This window comes from Nonomuraea sp. PA05 (assembly GCF_008086045.1).
In the GTDB taxonomy this organism is placed as follows: domain Bacteria; phylum Actinomycetota; class Actinomycetes; order Streptosporangiales; family Streptosporangiaceae; genus Nonomuraea; species Nonomuraea monospora.
In genome coordinates, this window is record NZ_VSEY01000030.1 from 121,099 (window position 1) to 134,304 (window position 13,206).

A 13,206-nucleotide genomic window follows, 5' to 3' on the forward strand; every position below is an offset into this window, starting at 1 on the left:
CGCCAGACTTGGTGACAGGACGGTGCCGTGGTGACCATCCGCTGGACCGTCCGGCGGAGGTCCACGTGACGGAAGCACGAGTGCCCCAGGAGGGGCCGACAGGAGGGACATGCCGCGGCATGTCCCCTTTGATACGCGCGCAGCGGGAAGAGGCCCGATGATGCGCCAGGTCCTGCTGCTGAATGCCACCTACGAGCCACTGACCACCCTCTCGCTGCACCGCGCCGTCGTGCTCGTGCTGCGGGAGAAGGCCGACGTCGTCCATCGCGACGGCCGAGGCGCCGTGCTGCGGTCCGCCAGCCGCACGCTCGACGTTCCCTCGGTGATCAGGCTCCGCAGATATGTCCGCATCCCCTACCGGTCCCGCATCCCCCTGACCAGGGCCGCCCTCATGCGGCGCGACGACTACCGCTGCGCCTACTGCGGGCAGAAGGCCGAGACCATCGACCACGTCATCCCCCGGTCCAGGGGCGGCACGCACACGTGGGAGAACTGCGTGGCCTCCTGCACCACCTGCAACCACCGCAAGGCCGACAAGTACCTGGAGGAGCTGGGGTGGACGCTACGCGTCAGCCCGGCGGTGCCACGAGGCGCCCACTGGCGGCTCATCGGCGCCTCGCTCGTCGGTGACCCGCAATGGGCGCCCTACCTGGAAGCAGCGGCCTGAAACCGCGTTGAGCGCGAGGCCACATGCCTGACACCATGAGCAGGCATGTGGACCTTCACCTCATCCGTTGAGGAGTACGCCGCGGTCGCCGAGCCGTTCCTGCTCGGCGACCCGGTGCGCAACACCGTGCCACTGACCGTCCTGGCCAACCTGCGGGCCGGCATGCCCGTCAAGGACCCCCGCTACGGGTGGTGGACGGTGGACGGAGAGGTGCGCGGCGCCGTCTTCCACACGCCGCCGTTCCCCGTCGGGCTGTTCGCCGTGCCCGTCGAGGCCGTCCCGCCCCTCGTGCGGGCGCTGGACGGCGGGCTCACCACGTTCGTCGGCCCCCTGGAGGTCACCGGCGAGGCCACCCGGCTGCTCGGTGAGCCGTCACGGGTCGTCTCCGAGCGGCTCTTCCGCCTCGGCACCCTCGCCGTCCCCGACGTGCCCGGCCGGGGCAGACTCGCGGTGGCCGGTGATCTTCCGCTGCTGGTGAGCTGGTACCAGGCGTTCGGCGACGAGACCGGCATGGGCGAGGGCGACGTCGTCGACCGGGTGGTGCGGCGGCTGGAAGGGCGGGAGCTGTTCCTGTGGGAGGCGGAGCAGGCGCCCGTCTCGCTCGCGGCGCTCTCCCCGGAGGCCGGTGGGGTCTGCCGCATCGGGCCCGTGTACACGCCGCCGTCGCGTAGGCGGCGAGGGTATGGGGCTGCGGTCACCGCCCACGCCAGCCGGGTCGGGCTGGAGGAGCGGTGTGAACAGGTGGTGCTCTTCACCGATCTGGCCAATCCGACGAGCAACGCCATCTATCGGTCGATCGGGTACGAGCCCGTCTCGGACTACGCGCACATCAGCTACGACTGAGGGCGCCGCGCCTCCCGAAGGACCGCGCCCGTCACGTCAGTGCGGTGGCGGAGTGGCGAGCGGCCCCTGCGGACACCACGACCGCGGCTAAACTACCCCCATGCCGCGCTACGACTTCCGGTGCCGCGCCTGCGGTTCCACGTTCGAGGTGTCCCGCCCCATGTCGGCCTCCGACGACCCGGCGACCTGCCCCGACGGCCACGCCGACACGGTGAAGCTGCTCTCCACGGTCTCCATGACGGGCAGCGCGTCCGCCCCCAGGCCCGCCGGTGGCGGCGGGTGCTGCGGCGGCGGCTGCTGCTCCTGACCGTCTCCTCTAGGCAGGGGCCCCTGTGTCCGGCCTGGTCAGCGTGTGGACCGCGAGCCGGGCCATCCGCTCCACGGTGGCGACGCCGTTCTCCATGGCGGGGTTGCGCTCCGACAGCACGGCGATCAGCAACTCGTGCCCGCGCACCAAGAGCCGCCCCACGCTGTTGACCGTCCACAACCCGTCGTGCACCTCGGCCGGCAGCCACCCGTTCTTCAACGCCACCTCACCCTCCGGCGCGGCCGCGCTGACACCCCACGCCTGCGACGGCGCCACCGACGACATGAGATCGAGGGCGTAGCGCCGGCTGCGGGCGGGCAGCGGCCCTCCGGCACCGGTCAGCCGCTCCAGGACCTTCACCTGGTCAGAGGGCCTGCTGTGGGTGTAACCCCAGGACAGCCCGGAGCCCGGCCGCGTGTGCCGCACGCCGAGCCGGCGCAGCGCCCGGTCCAGGCCGTCCCGGCCGCCGATGGTCAGGTACAGCTCGTGCGCGCAGTCGTTGTCGCTGTAGCGGATCATGCGGGAGGCCAGCCTGCGTTCGTACGCGCTCAGCCGCCGGCCGTCCTTGCCGAGCAGGAACGCCAGCAGGATGTCCACCTTCGCGACGCTGGCCAGCAGGAACGGGGTGTGCTCGCGGAAGGTGTACCAGGCGCCGGTGGTGCGGTCGTGGACGGCCAGCGCCGCCCGCCCCGGACGTTCGCGCAGGTAGCGCTCCAATGCGCGGTCGAGGGCGCGGCGGTGGGCGGGCGGCAGCGCGCTGTCGGCTCCGTCCGGCGGCAGCCGCCCGGCTGTTGGGGCTGGGTGCGGCGCCTCGCGGGGAGGCGCCGCGCAGCCGGGCGTGGCGAGCAGCAGGATGGCGAAGAGCGAGAACCCCCGTACGCGCATGTGCGGGAGCCTGCCACCCGCCACGCCAACGGCCGGGGAGCCGATGGTCAAACCTCGGCCAGTTTCGGCGTGGCACGCCGACGCACGCCAGGAGCACCCAGCCCGGCGCCGTTCGCCGCGTTTGCCAGCTCACCGAGGCCTGCAGCTGTCGCCGAGGCCCCCCACTTCATCGAGGCCCCCTGCTTCACCGTGGCCCCAGGCTTCACCGAGGCCCCCTGCTTCACCGAGGCCCCAGGCTTCACCGAGGTCCCCCGCTTCACCGTGGCCCCAGGCTTCGCCGAGACCGCCAGGTGCGTCCAGGCCGTCGGCTGCGCCGAAGCCGCCGGCGCGCCCGCCTCTCTTCGCCGAGGCAGCAGGCGAGCCAGCCACTGTTGGCCGAGGCGGCAGGCGAGCGGCCGTTGTCGGCCGAGGGCGGTGGGTCCGCCGAGGCCGCCGTGCAGGCCTTCTGCGGCGGCGGCTCGGCGGGTGGGTCAGGGTCAGGCGGTCAGCCTTCGCTGGCCGGTGCCGGCCGCCGTGACGGCCCGGCGCTTGCGGCGCTGGAACGGCAGGAACCGATCGGCCAGGTGCGGCCGGGACGGCGTGAGCGTGGGCTCGACCGCGATGATCCGGTCGAACCTGAACGCCCTGATCCCACGGCGCATCTTGCACACGCCGACCAGGTACCAGTATTCGCGGTGCACCAGGCACGTCACCGGCTCGACGTCGCGAGAGGTGACGACACCGGAGGCGTCGCGGTAGTGCAGGCGGATCATGAGCCGGCTAGTGATGGCGTCGGCCATCAGCCGGGCACGGGAGGCGACGTCAACGGGCAGCGGCTCGGTCAGCGTCGTGAGCGTGGTGGCGATGACGTCGTCGTCGAGGTCGAGGTGCTCGAATGCGTGCTGCAGGCCACGCCTGGCGGTGACGGCCTGGGGGCCCGCGCCGAGGTGGGCGAGGGAGAGGGCGAGTGCGGCGATCTCGGCGGTCGTCAGCGGGCGAGTATCGTGCTTCACGACTGTCGTCATACCCCAACAATAGGGGTAAGCACCGACAATTTTCGAAAGTCTGTCCGGGAAGACAGGTGCCTGTGCGGCAGGCGAGAACCCACCCGCCCACCGCACAGGGAACGGTGCGGCAGGCGCGAGACCTGCCGCCCTCGTAGCGGTGGAGTGGCTACCGCGAGAGCTGCGACAGGTCGCGCGAGGCGCCCGTAGAGGCCGACGTCGTCATGGCCGCGTAGGCCTGCAGCGCCACGCTCACCTGCCGGTCGCGGTCGCGCGGCCGGTAGCCGCCCAGGTCGGCCAGCAGCCGCTCGCGCCGCGCGGCCAGCTCGGCCTCGGGCACCCGCAGCTCCATCGACCGGCCGGGGATGTCGATGTCGATGATGTCGCCGTCCTCGACCAGCGCGATCGTGCCGCCCTCGGCCGCCTCGGGGGAGGCGTGGCCGATCGACAGCCCGGAGGTGCCGCCGGAGAAGCGCCCGTCGGTGACCAGCGCGCACACCTTGCCCAGACCCTTGCCCTTCAGGAAGGACGTCGGGTAGAGCATCTCCTGCATGCCGGGGCCGCCCTTGGGGCCCTCGTAGCGGATGACGACCACGTCGCCGGCCTTGACCTTGCCGCCGAGGATGCCCTCGACCGCCTGCTCCTGCGACTCGAACACCACGGCGGGCCCGCTGAACTTCCAGATCGACTCGTCCACGCCGGCCGTCTTCACGACCGCGCCGTCGCGCGAGATGTTGCCGTAGAGCACGGCCAGGCCGCCGTCGGCGGTGTAGGCGTGCTCGCGGTCGCGGATGCAGCCCGCCTCGCGGTCGAGGTCGAGGTCGTCCCAGCGGTTGTCCTGCGAGTACGCCTTGACCGTGCGCACGTTGCCGGGCGCCGCGTGCCACAGCTCCACGGCCTGCGGCTTGACCGTCGGCGACATGGCGTCCCACTGGGCCAGCAGGTCGGCCAGCGTGCCGCCGTTCACGGTGGGCACGTCGCGGTGCAGCAGCCCGGCGCGGTCGAGCTCGCCCAGGATGGCGGGGATGCCGCCGGCGCGGTGGACGTCCTCGATGTGGTACTTGGCGGTGGCCGGGGCCACCTTGCACAGGCACGGCACCCGCAGCGAGATCTCGTTGATCTCCTTGAGCCCGAAGTCGACCTCCGCCTCGCGGGCGGCGGCCAGGATGTGCAGGATCGTGTTGGTGGAGCCGCCCATCGCCACGTCGAGGGTCATCGCGTTCTCGAACGCCTCGCGGGTGGCGATGGAGCGCGGCAGCACCGACTCGTCGCCGTCCTCGTAGTAGCGGCGGGTGATCTCCACGAGCTGGCGGCCGGCGTCCTCGAAGAGCTGCTTGCGCGCCTTGTGCGTGGCCAGGATCGTGCCGTTGCCCGGCAGCGCCAGGCCGATGGCCTCGGCGAGGCAGTTCATGGAGTTGGCGGTGAACATGCCGGAGCAGGAGCCGCAGGTCGGGCAGGCGTTCTCCTCCATCTCCAGCAGCTCGGCGTCGGAGACCGAGTCGTCGGCGGAGGCGATCATCGGGTCGATGAGGTCGAGCTTCTTGCCCGGCGTCTTGCCGGCCTCCATGGGGCCGCCGGAGACGAAGATCGTCGGGATGTTCAGCCGGAACGCGGCCAGCAGCATGCCCGGGGTGATCTTGTCACAGTTGGACACGCAGATCAGCGCGTCGGCGCAGTGGGCCTCGACCATGTACTCGACCGCGTCGGCGATCAGCTCGCGCGACGGCAGCGAGTAGAGCATGCCGCCGTGACCCATCGCGATGCCGTCGTCGACCGCGATCGTGTTGAACTCGCGGGGGATGGCCCCGGCCTGCCTGATCGCCGCGGACACCACGTCGCCGACCTCGCGCAGATGCACGTGGCCCGGCACGAACTGGGTGAAGCTGTTGGCCACCGCGATGATGGGCTTGCCGAAGTCGCTCCCGGCTACGCCGGTCGCCCGGAGCAGGGCCCGGGCACCGGCCATGTTCCTGCCGTGGGTGACTGTACGTGACCTGAGGGCGGGCATTGGGCATCTCCCATCGTTGGCGAGTCTTCACATGTTACGGCCACCGCCCGGTGAATGAGACGCTTGTCCATGCCTCGGACGGTTGGTTACCGGATCGTGCCGGAATCGACGGCCGCTGACACCTGAACTCGTGTTACAGAGATCAAATGAGTCACGGGGCAGCCATGCTGGACGACCCCGCAAGGGTCGGCAACTTCATTCATACGATAGACCGCTTATGCCGAAGACCTGCCAGGGGCGAGGGCGTGCAGGACTCCCCGCACGTCGCCAGACGGCCGCTGCTCACCGGCTGGCGGGAGGGGGCCGAGGCCAGGCAGCACACGGACCGCAAGGGGATCCCGCTCGTCCGGCTCAGCGAGGCCGGCGCCTGGCCGCAAGCGCTGGCGCCCAAGAGCCTCAGTGGTTTCGGTGACAAGGCCGTCACGCACGTCATCTCGCCCGACATCCCGCGCGCCCACCCGGACATCCAGCCCGGCGAGCCGATCCCCAGGATTCTCGCCCGCATCGTGGCCGAGCTGCGCAGCAACCGGCTCCGCTTCCCGCGCTACCGGCTGACCGCGCTGCTGGTCGAGCAGCTCGCCGAGACGCACGGCAGCGAGGAGCACGCCCGCCGCGTCCTGCGCGAGGCCGACCGCAACTGGGGCTGGGGCGTGGACACGGCCAGCACGGGCGCCGAGCACGTGCCGTTCCCGATCAACCTGCTGCTGCGGCTGGTGCCCGGCTTCCTGCACGACCTGCGGCTGAGCGGGCGCGTGCCGGGTCTCGGCGGCAGGTTCCGCTGGCTGCGCCGCGCCCTGTCGCAGGACGATCGCGCCGCGCCCGGCGTGCCCGCCCTCCTGGCAGGCCTCGACCCGGACGACGACAAGCGCGTCTCGCGGCTGCTGCTGCGCGCGTTCATGGACGACCTCTCGCGCCAGTACCGGCGCTCGCCGTCCCACGTGCGGGGCGCCGCCCACGTCTTCTACCCCCTGCTGCTGCTCAACGAGCACGGGGACGAGCTGGTCGAGCTGATGGCGGAACGGCGCGCGGACCTCGACAGGTTCGACCCGGTCGTGGTCGTCTCCTACACGGCCGACGCCGTCCAGATCGAGGACGACGAGGAGCCGCTGTGGACGCTCATCCGCTGGCGCAGGGAGCTCGTCACCGCCGACGACGCGGCGACCTGGGGCCAGGTGCTGCGCAACCCGCTGGCCATCAGCGCGCCGCCGCTGCCGTCCGACCTGTCCCGGTACGACGTCGCCGACCGCACCTGGGTGCCGCCCGCCCGGGTGGCGCCCTGGTGGTCGTCCTGGGTCGCCATCACCCTGTTCTGGATGGCCCTGGCCGGCGCCGTGGGCGCGTACGCGGGCCAGACCGCCGCCTGGCACCGGAACGCCTGCGCGACCGGCCTGTGGACGCCCTGGTCGGAGAGCGGCAGACAGCTCGCCGGCACCGAGTGCGTGGGCGTGGCCGAGCCCGACTACCTCTTCGCGCCGGGCAACGCCGAGATGCGGCAGGTCCAGGCGGTGCTCCAGCAGGAGAACGAGCGGGCCGCGCGGCTGAGCGAGGGCAGCGACCGGCCGTACGTGACGATCGTCTACCTGGCGGCGCTGACCTCCTCCGACAACGACACGCTGGCCGCCGCCCGCGAGGGCCTGGCGGGCGTGGCCATCGCCCAGAAGCGGCAGAACGGCGCGGCCGGTCCCAGCGAACCGCTCGTCCGCATCCTGCTGGCCAACGCGGGCGGGCGCATGCAGCACGGCTCCCGCATCGCCCGGCTGCTGCTGCGCTATCAGGACGGCCAGGCGCCCATCGTGGGCGTCGTGGGCCTGGACCAGAGCCGCCAGGAGACGGTCGCCGCCATCCAGGAGCTGGGCAAGGCCGGGCTGCCCATGGTGGCCTCCACGCTGTCGGCCGACCGCCTCGTCAACGAGTCGCCGTTCTACTTCCAGGTGGCGCCGCAGAACTCCAGGCAGGCGTGGATGGCCGCGGCCTTCGCCGGCTCGCTGGCCGCCAAGGGCGAGGTGGCCCGCAGGGCCCGCGTCTACTACTCCCACGACGAGACCGACTACTACGCGGCCAACCTGAAGTCCCGCGTCGTCGCCAATCTGCGGGAGAGCCGCTTCGCCGTCGAGGCGCACCGCTTCACGCCCATCGGCCTGGCCAAGCCGGGCGCGGGGGACCGCAGCGAGGACCCGTACGCGGGCGACCCGCGCGACGCGGGAGTGTCGGCCTGCGGCTTCGACGGGCTCGTGTACTTCGCCGGCCGGGGCATCCCCGACTTCGCCGAGTTCGTGAAGGGGGTGGCCGACAAGTGCGCGTCGTCGCCGCCGGTCATCCTCGGGGGCGACGACGTCACCCGCTACGTCGCCGATGTGCGCGTCCGATCGGCCGTCGGCGGGATCGGCTACTACTACGAGTCGTTCGCCGTCGCGCCCAGCAAGTGCGGCCAGCCGCAGCGGCACGACTTCTACGCCGAGCTGTTCGCCACGTTCCCCTTCGAGTGCGAGGAGCCCGGCCCAGGACGCACCCTGGACGGGCACGCCGCGCTGTCGTACGACGCCACCGAGACGATGATCACCGCCATCCGCAGGCTGGGCGGCATGCGCCACCGCGTGCCCGTGAACTCCTACACCGTCTGGCGCCAGCTCGGCACCCTCTACACCGCGGACCCGACCGGCCACGCCATCGAGGGCGCCACGGGGGCGCTGGACTTCGGGGCGAGTTCGCCCCGGCAGTACCCGCTGGACAAGGCCGTGCTGATCCTGCACGTCAAGGGCGCGGAGCGGCCCACCCAGATCGGCGCCTGCGGGAACATCACCGGCGCCACCGACGACGAGCTGTTCCCCTGGTGCGACTCGATCCCTGAGCGCTACCGCTAGCCCGGTGCTCACCGCCGCCGAGGGCGCCGGCGGTGAGTGGGTCAGCCTTCGCCGTAACGGGCGGGCAGCACCTGCGCGGCGATGTCGTAGATCCGGTCGATCTCAGCGGTCGTCAGCGCCCGCTCCCGCTTCGTGATCCACTTCCGGGCGCGATCGCCCTGGTAGACGTCCACGCCGCGAATGTTCATGATCTTCCACGGCACCGGCGGGCCGTAGATCGCCAGCGACGGCACGACCGCGACCTCACGGCCGAACGACTCGCTGATCAGCTCGCTGGCCTGCGTCGCCTCCCATTTGGCCTCGGTGAGGCGGGGCTTCATGTCGAACGGGCCGTGGAACAGCTTCTTGCCCATCTGCACGCGTACGGGCAGCCGGCGGTCCCACTTCTCGGAGTCGACCGCGTACACGCCCGTCGGGCCCACCACGAGGTGGTCGATCTGGGCCTCGCTGCCCGGGATCGCCCTGGCGTGCAACGTTCGGTAGCCGCTGCGCTCAAGCCTGCGCAACTGCGCCTCCGTGCGGCGCTCGGCCACGGACGTCCGCCGCCACGCGGGCACGGACGAACTGGAGCGAGCGCGGTAGACCGCCTCGAGGATGGCCGCGATCACGCCCGCGGTCACACCCACCCGCCAGTCCTGCACGAGGAAGCCCACCGCCAGGCCGACGACCACCGCGAGGATCACACGGTTGCGCAGGCGGCGGAAGCGGGGCTGCTGCAGCAGGCTACGCACGGACGCGCGCTCGACCGGCGCGTACGTGGAGGTGGGCGCCGAAGGCTTCGCGGCGGCGGTCTGCTCGCTTTCTGGTCGGTCGCTCACCCAGATGGGTGACGCGTTGTGACCGTCTTCTCGCTGGTTGTCGGAGTCCACGTCACTCACCGTAGCCCGGAGATTCGATCGATTCCTAGTGTTGCCGTGTCCATAGTTTTATGGCCCAGCTCATCGTGTTCCACGCATGTTTTCGGGGTATGTCTATTGTTCTTCTCTAGAGAACCCCCGCTCGGTAAAAGATCTTAACCCTGGGAGAGGACCACCCCGACGACGGGTCTGGTCGAGCCCGCTGACGAGGTTTACGGTCTTGGTGTGAACAGCGCGGCGGAGATTCTGCTCTTCCTCATCGGCGTGTCCATGGGGCTGTTCGTACTGATCACCCTGCTCGTCATGGTGCCGGTACGCGGTGCGCAGCGCCGCATCGAAGCCGGCCCCGTGTGGCTGGGAGGCCCTTCCCGGAGCGAGCGTGGGGTGAGCACGTCCGGCCTCGTACTGGCCGACAGGGTGGCGGCGTGGGCGGAGGTGCCCGAGGACGACTGGGTGACCGCCGCCGAGACCGCTGAGCCCGGCAGACGCGTCGGCGGCGCCTCGGCGGGATGGTGAGGCGCCGCATGAACCTCGGCGGGACCGGTTTCGGCGGATGGTGAGGTGACCCATGAAAGGACTGACCGCCGCCCAGGGCGACGACGTCCGTAAGGCCCTGCACACCGCGGAGCGGCGCAGCGGGCTGCGGTTCGGCGTGTTCCTCGGCGATCCCGTGGGCGGGCGGCGGCACTTCGCCGAGCGCCTGCACGCCGCCCTCGGCGTGGATGCCGACGACGCCGTGGTGGTGTTCGTGGATCCGCGGGGGCGGGCGCTGGAGATCGTCACGGGCGAGAACGCTCGCCGTCGGCTCAGCGACGGGGCTTGCCGGATGACGGCCATGTCCATGGCCACGGCGTTCAGCGCGGGCGATCTGATCGGCGGGTTGCTGTACGGGATCGGCGCGCTCGGCGAACAGGCCACCGCCCGCCGCTGACGCCGCCGCTGACGCCGCGGCGGCGTCACGGGTGACGTTCGAGCAGGGTCACGGGTGGCGTTCGAGCAGGGTCACGATGTGCTCGCTGACCCCGTGCAGCAGCGTCGCCGGCTCGATGGCGGCGTCGGCGATGGCCGAGAAGAGCGACGGCAGCCCCGGGAGCGGAAACCCGTCGTCCTTCAGCGCCGCCGTGCCGATCGGGTTCTTGTCGAGCACCGCCCGGCTGCGCTCCCACGCGTCGAGCACCTCCTCGGGCGACGGCACCCCGAACCCGTGCCCCACCGGCGCCGCGTGCCTGAGCCGCACGAGCGGGGTCTCGGCGAACGCGAGCGCCGTACGGGCCCGCGACTGCAGGTCGGCGCGCGGCTCCGGATCGATCCAGGCCATGGACGTGCAGGGGTTGCGGCAGGTGGCCACGCACACGCCGATCGCCCCGGCCACCTGGCTGTGCTGGCGGTCGAAGTAGGCGCGCCAGCCCTCGGCGGGCTCGGTCGAGACCCGCAGGGTCCGGTTGGTGGCGGACTGCTCGGACTTGGTGTGGTCGCACTCCCGGTCGCCGATCACGCCGAACCGGCTCCCCGCCGCGCTCAGCCCCACCGGCCACCTGGCCGGATCGCCGGCGTGGCCGAGCTGCGGCTCGAAGGCGAGCAGTGGCAGGTACTCGCTGGCGATGTGCACGGCGGCGATCATGGGGCTCAGCTCGCGCCGGTGCCACCGTACGGCGATGACCTCGAGCAGCAGCCCGTACGCGGGCCGCAGCGACTCCAGCGCTCCCCGTGGCTGCTCGCGCGGGGTTTGCGGCATGTGGCAGGCCCTGGCGCGTCGTCGCAGGTCGGCGGGTACGACCCGGGCCTCGGCCGCGAAGTCCTCGGCGTCGAGCGAGAGCAGCCGGTGCCCGAACTCGCACACCTCCGCGATCTCGGCGGCGGGCGCGAGCGCGCCGAGGTCGGCGAAGGCGTAACGGCGGGCTAGGGCGACGAGCAGGTCACGAGTCGAGTCCACGCGATGACTTTCTCACGATCAGGCAGGGATTACGGACATGAGGCCCATGGGTGTCGCCGCCAGGCCCGCCCTCAGGGTGGCGGCTCCGGCCAGGGTACGTCGCGATCGCGGGCGGGCGGGGCGGCGGACGGCGGACGGAGAAGGAGCGGGCCGGAGGGGGCGGAGACGAACAACGCCGGAGCCGGCCGGAGGTGGGCGGAGAGGGCGACGCCGGAGGGCGGGCGGAGACGGGCGACGCCGGAGTCGGGCGGAGGTGGGCGGAGAGGGCGACGCAGGAGGACTGGCGGAGACGGGCGACGCCGGGGCGGTCGGGAGGGTGGGCGCAGGGGGAGCGTGGGCGGGCCAAGTGCTCACGGGCGGGATGCGACGCCGCCCACGGCAGGGTGGGTGGTCACGGACAGGGGGCGCGGATGCACTGGATCTCGCCCGGCTGACTGGTGATCGTAGGCTCGACCGTCGGCTCCTCGGGCCCCGGCGTGGTCGGCTCCTCCGTGGGCTCCTCCGGCTCGGACGTCGTAGGCGTCGCCGAGGGGCTCTCCGTCGGCGGGCTGGACGTGGTGACCGTCGGGCTGGGGGAGGGCTCGCCCGTGGGGCGGGTCGCCCGTGGGCTGGGCTGGCGCTTGCTCGGCTGCACCGTGTGCTTCCTGCCGCCGGTGGCCGACGGAGTGGTGGGCAGGAGGTCGGCCGGGCTGCTGACGCTGACGGGCGGGACGGGCGTCTCGCCGCGGGACGCCTGCTCGACGGGCCGCAACCAGACGAACCCGGCGACGGCGGCCGACACGAGCACCGCGGCCAACATGGTGATCACCGCCTGCACCGTCCGGCGCCGCCGCCTCGACGGTGACCCGACGGGCTTGGTCGCCGTGACGGGCGTTCCCCCTGTGCCAGGCGTCCCCTGCGAGCCGGACGCGCCCCCACCCGTGCCCGCAGCCGCGAAGCCGTCCGCGGGACCGCTCACAGCGCCACCGGCCATAGCACCGATCGAGGCTGACGGATCGGTGGCGGCTGACGGGTCGTAGGCGCCGGCCGCGGGCGAGGTCAGCGCGGCACGCGCCGCCTCGGCCATCTGCGGCGCGGTCTGCCACCGCCCCTCGGGCGCCTTCTCCAGCGCCCGCTCCACCACCTGCCGCACGCCTGCGGGAATGTCGTCGGGCAGCCGCGGTGCAGGAGCGTTGAGGTGCTTGAAGATGATCTGAATGGGCGTGTCGCCCTGGAACGGCAGGTGCCCGCTCAGGCACTCGTAGGCCACGACCCCCAGCGCGTACAGGTCGACCGCGGGCGTCACCTCGTTGGAGGTGGCCATCTCGGGAGCGCAGTAGCCGGCCGAGCAGAGCATCGTCCCGGTGGCGGTGAGCTGGCCGGCGGAGGCGGAGTGGGCGATGCCGAAGTCGGTGAGCACGACGCTGCCGTCCGGCTTGACCATGAGGTTGGCCGGTTTGACGTCGCGGTGCACGATGCCCTGCGCGTGCGCGGCGGTGAGCGCGTCGGCGACCTCGGCGACCAGCTTCATGGTGGCGGCGACGCCGAGCGGCCCGCCCCGCCGCAGGGCGCGGTCGAGCGACTCGCCCTGGATGTGCTCCATGACCAGGAAGCTCACCCGGCGCCCGTCGACGTCGCTGATGCCGTAGTCGTAGACGTCGACGACGCCGGGGTGGGTGAGCGTGGCCATGGCTCTGGCCTCGTTCTGGAAGCGCTGGGCGAACGTCGGGTCCTCGCTGAGCGCGGGCATCAGCACCTTGACCGCCACCGTGCGCCCGAGGACCGTGTCGTCGGCACGCCACACCTCGCCCATGCCCCCGCCACCGATGCGGGTGCCGAGCACGTAGCGTTCGTTGAGGGAGGACCCCGGGCCTAGCACGTTT

12 protein-coding genes are annotated in these 13,206 nt (G+C 72.1%); 6 read left to right on the plus strand and 6 right to left on the minus strand.

The annotated features are described in order from the left end of the window. Nucleotides 1–160 precede the first annotated feature (160 nt). The 3 genes from FXF51_RS39195 to FXF51_RS39205 all read left to right on the plus strand — a co-directional run bounded on the left by FXF51_RS39195 (nucleotide 161) and on the right by FXF51_RS39205 (nucleotide 1,817). Nucleotides 161–667 carry an HNH endonuclease gene (locus FXF51_RS39195; RefSeq protein WP_043640342.1) on the plus strand — a complete coding sequence of 169 codons (507 nt, stop codon included), beginning with the start codon at nucleotides 161–163 and terminating at the stop codon, nucleotides 665–667. Between the two features lie 45 nt (nucleotides 668–712). Further along, nucleotides 713–1,510: a GNAT family N-acetyltransferase gene (locus FXF51_RS39200; RefSeq protein WP_148439812.1), complete on the plus strand. Its 798-nt coding sequence runs from the start codon at nucleotides 713–715 to the stop codon at nucleotides 1,508–1,510. Nucleotides 1,511–1,610: 100 nt separating this feature from the next. After that, nucleotides 1,611–1,817, plus strand: a complete 207-nt coding sequence (locus tag FXF51_RS39205; protein ID WP_148439813.1) for an FmdB family zinc ribbon protein — start codon at nucleotides 1,611–1,613, stop codon at nucleotides 1,815–1,817. Nucleotides 1,818–1,826: 9 nt separating this feature from the next. Here the strand turns inward: FXF51_RS39205 and FXF51_RS39210 are convergent, their stop codons facing one another. The 3 genes from FXF51_RS39210 to ilvD all read right to left on the minus strand — a co-directional run bounded on the left by FXF51_RS39210 (nucleotide 1,827) and on the right by ilvD (nucleotide 5,693). Beyond that, nucleotides 1,827–2,702 carry a serine hydrolase gene (locus FXF51_RS39210; protein WP_148439814.1) on the minus strand — a complete coding sequence of 292 codons (876 nt, stop codon included), beginning with the start codon at nucleotides 2,700–2,702 and terminating at the stop codon, nucleotides 1,827–1,829. 476 nt (nucleotides 2,703–3,178) lie between these two features. Beyond that, a complete protein-coding gene (locus FXF51_RS39215) occupies nucleotides 3,179–3,706 on the minus strand; it encodes a helix-turn-helix transcriptional regulator (protein ID WP_187414809.1) in 528 nt (175 codons plus the stop codon). 148 nt (nucleotides 3,707–3,854) lie between these two features. Further along, nucleotides 3,855–5,693, minus strand: coding sequence for a dihydroxy-acid dehydratase (gene ilvD / locus FXF51_RS39220; protein ID WP_148439815.1), 1,839 nt, complete (start codon nucleotides 5,691–5,693; stop codon nucleotides 3,855–3,857). 245 nt (nucleotides 5,694–5,938) lie between these two features. Here ilvD and FXF51_RS39225 point away from each other — a divergent pair, with 245 nt between their 5' ends. Next, the gene (locus tag FXF51_RS39225) at nucleotides 5,939–8,554 is read left to right on the plus strand and encodes an ABC transporter substrate-binding protein (protein WP_148439816.1); all 2,616 of its coding nucleotides are present in this window, start codon (nucleotides 5,939–5,941) and stop codon (nucleotides 8,552–8,554) included. Between the two features lie 41 nt (nucleotides 8,555–8,595). Here FXF51_RS39225 and FXF51_RS39230 read toward each other — a convergent pair whose 3' ends face one another. Continuing rightward, on the minus strand, nucleotides 8,596–9,423 hold the full coding sequence (locus FXF51_RS39230; RefSeq protein ID WP_148439817.1) for a nuclease-related domain-containing protein: 828 nt from the start codon (nucleotides 9,421–9,423) through the stop codon (nucleotides 8,596–8,598). 213 nt (nucleotides 9,424–9,636) lie between these two features. On the opposite strand from FXF51_RS39230, the gene FXF51_RS39235 reads away from it, so the two are divergent. After that, nucleotides 9,637–9,927 (plus strand): hypothetical protein, encoded by a 291-nt coding sequence (locus tag FXF51_RS39235; protein ID WP_148439818.1) that lies wholly within the window; start codon nucleotides 9,637–9,639, stop codon nucleotides 9,925–9,927. 52 nt (nucleotides 9,928–9,979) lie between these two features. Further along, entirely contained in the window at nucleotides 9,980–10,342 is a 363-nt protein-coding gene (locus FXF51_RS39240) for a DUF5130 family protein (RefSeq protein WP_148439819.1), read from the plus strand. A gap of 48 nt (nucleotides 10,343–10,390) precedes the next feature. Here FXF51_RS39240 and FXF51_RS39245 read toward each other — a convergent pair whose 3' ends face one another. Next, nucleotides 10,391–11,344, minus strand: a complete 954-nt coding sequence (locus FXF51_RS39245; RefSeq protein ID WP_148439820.1) for a hypothetical protein — start codon at nucleotides 11,342–11,344, stop codon at nucleotides 10,391–10,393. A 391-nt stretch (nucleotides 11,345–11,735) separates the two neighbouring features. Beyond that, complete coding sequence (locus FXF51_RS62125) at nucleotides 11,736–13,202, minus strand: serine/threonine-protein kinase (RefSeq protein WP_222871641.1); 1,467 nt, start codon at nucleotides 13,200–13,202, stop codon at nucleotides 11,736–11,738. Nucleotides 13,203–13,206: the final 4 nt, after the last annotated feature.

Coding starts and splice junctions, on each gene's coding strand:
- FXF51_RS39205 (WP_148439813.1), top strand. CDS start 1,611: ATGCCGCGCTACGACTTCCGGTGCCGCGCCTGCGGTTCCACGTTCGAG.
- FXF51_RS39195 (WP_043640342.1), top strand. CDS start 161: ATGCGCCAGGTCCTGCTGCTGAATGCCACCTACGAGCCACTGACCACC.
- ilvD (WP_148439815.1), bottom strand. CDS start 5,693: ATGCCCGCCCTCAGGTCACGTACAGTCACCCACGGCAGGAACATGGCC.
- FXF51_RS39210 (WP_148439814.1), bottom strand. CDS start 2,702: ATGCGCGTACGGGGGTTCTCGCTCTTCGCCATCCTGCTGCTCGCCACG.
- FXF51_RS39200 (WP_148439812.1), top strand. CDS start 713: ATGTGGACCTTCACCTCATCCGTTGAGGAGTACGCCGCGGTCGCCGAG.
- FXF51_RS39240 (WP_148439819.1), top strand. CDS start 9,980: ATGAAAGGACTGACCGCCGCCCAGGGCGACGACGTCCGTAAGGCCCTG.
- FXF51_RS39215 (WP_187414809.1), bottom strand. CDS start 3,706: ATGACGACAGTCGTGAAGCACGATACTCGCCCGCTGACGACCGCCGAG.